This window comes from Halorubrum sp. SP3 (assembly GCF_005435195.1).
Taxonomy (GTDB): Archaea; Halobacteriota; Halobacteria; order Halobacteriales; family Haloferacaceae; genus Halorubrum; species Halorubrum sodomense.
Genome location: NZ_SGTU01000526.1, coordinates 1 through 295, shown reverse-complemented (window position 1 = coordinate 295; position 295 = coordinate 1). Strand labels below are relative to the sequence as shown.

At 58.6% G+C, this 295-nt stretch carries 1 protein-coding gene; it reads left to right on the top strand.

Annotated features, from left to right (window positions below):
- Positions 1 to 295, top strand: a 295-nt coding sequence (locus EXE42_RS19915; protein WP_206750776.1) for a hypothetical protein, incomplete at both ends; no start/stop codon positions are given.

Sequence of the window (295 nt, the reverse complement as noted above, 5' to 3'; positions counted from 1 at the left end):
TGACGAACAGGTCGAAGAAGCGACTGACCTAGGTGTCGAGCACAACGCCCTCATCCCGTCAACTGATGGGATCATTACGTATGAACTCAACAATCCGCAAGTCGACCGCGGTCCAGAAGTAGAACCCGAGGCGTACGAGCTCTCATCGTACCCCGGCAACGTCGAGTCCATCATCCATGACTCGGACGACTCCGACGACGATTCCGACGATGACGATTCAGGTGGTGACCCGGCCACCACTCAGCCAGACTCCCAGCCTACCTCTGGGCAGCCTGAACGCGACACGGTAGACGCG